The organism is Cobetia sp. (assembly GCF_983723665.1).
On sequence record NZ_CFDJES010000074.1, the window covers coordinates 9,590 to 10,949 of the forward strand.

General features: G+C 67.7%; 1 protein-coding gene. It reads left to right on the forward strand.

Annotated features, from left to right (window positions below; translation table 11 throughout):
* Positions 1-1,360 (forward strand): PD-(D/E)XK nuclease family protein (locus AC4FAH_RS09145; RefSeq protein WP_490245928.1); only part of this gene is annotated, 1,360 nt, incomplete at both ends.

Consider the following 1,360-nt stretch of genomic DNA (forward strand, 5'->3'; position numbering starts at 1 on the left):
GCGCTGACGAGGAAGACGATAACGAGGAAGTGCCTGCTCACAGAGTCGATCAGGAGGATGATGCTCTCGATGACAGCATCCTGGTCAAGAAGCCCTCCAGGGAGGCCATCGCGGCGGCCGACCATGCACGGCTGATGGAAGATGTGCGTCTGCTCTACGTGGCGCTGACGCGTCCCAAGTTCGCCTGCTGGCTGGGGCTGGCGCCCATCGGCAAGGGCGGTTTCAGCAAGCAGCTGAGCCTGCCGTCCACCGCCGTCGGCTACCTGCTTGGCCTGAGTGATGCCCCGGATATCGAGGCCAGCGCCATCGAGGCCGCGCTGCACGGCTGGTGTGATCAGCAGTCTGCCGGCCTGGCGCGCGTTTCCGGCCTGCCCGCACCAGTAGGCCACGAATATCAGCCCCCGGCGGAGCGCGATCAGCACTTCCATGGCGCGCGCCACTTCGCGGGCGGCATCGAGGATGACTGGTGGATCGCCTCCTACACCGCCTTGCTCACCGATGCCCGTCAGGTGACGGCGGCGCTGGAAGACACCGCCGATGCCGCGGATGACCGCGTGCCCGAGGGCGCCACCGAGATCGCGCTGGAAGAGGGCGAGCAGGGCCTGACACGCCCGGACCGCGAGGTGGCGGGGCAGTCCGGCCCACTGCTGGCCGGTGGCCTGCCGATGACGGTGGGCGAGATCCATCTGCATGATTTCCCGCGCGGACCGCGCCCGGGGACCTTCCTGCATGGCCTGCTGGAGGCGGTCGATCTCGATCGCCTCGGTGCAGATGACTATCGCGGCGAGCTTGAACGGCTGGTGGGCTCGCGGCTGCATTTCGGTGGCTTCGATGCCAGCTGGCAGCCGCGCCTCACCGACTGGCTGGAGCAGGCGCTGACCCGCCCGCTGCAGGGCTTCGAGGGCGAGCCTATCCTGCTCAACCGGCTGGAGGCCTGGCTGCCGGAGCTGGAATTCTGGCTGCCGGCCGTGCACGCACGCAGTCTGCCGCTGGATGCCGTGGTCACCGCGCTGGAACCGTTGCCGCGCTCGCGGCCCAGGCTCGCGCCACGTCGCATGCACGGCATGCTCAAGGGCTTCATCGATCTGACCTTCCAGTCCGGTGGCCGCTGGTACGTGCTGGACTGGAAATCCAACTATCTGGGCGAGCGCCCCGAGGATTATCTTGGCGAGTCACTGGCCCGCGCCATGGTCGAGCACCGCTACGACCTGCAATACGTGCTCTACACCCTCGCGCTGCATCGTCTGCTCAAGGCGCGCCTCGGCGACGACTACGATTACGAGCGCTGCATGGGCGGGGTGCTGTATGTCTTCCTGCGTGGCCTGGATGCCGGCGGTGGCTCACCCGCGCTTGCGGTGGA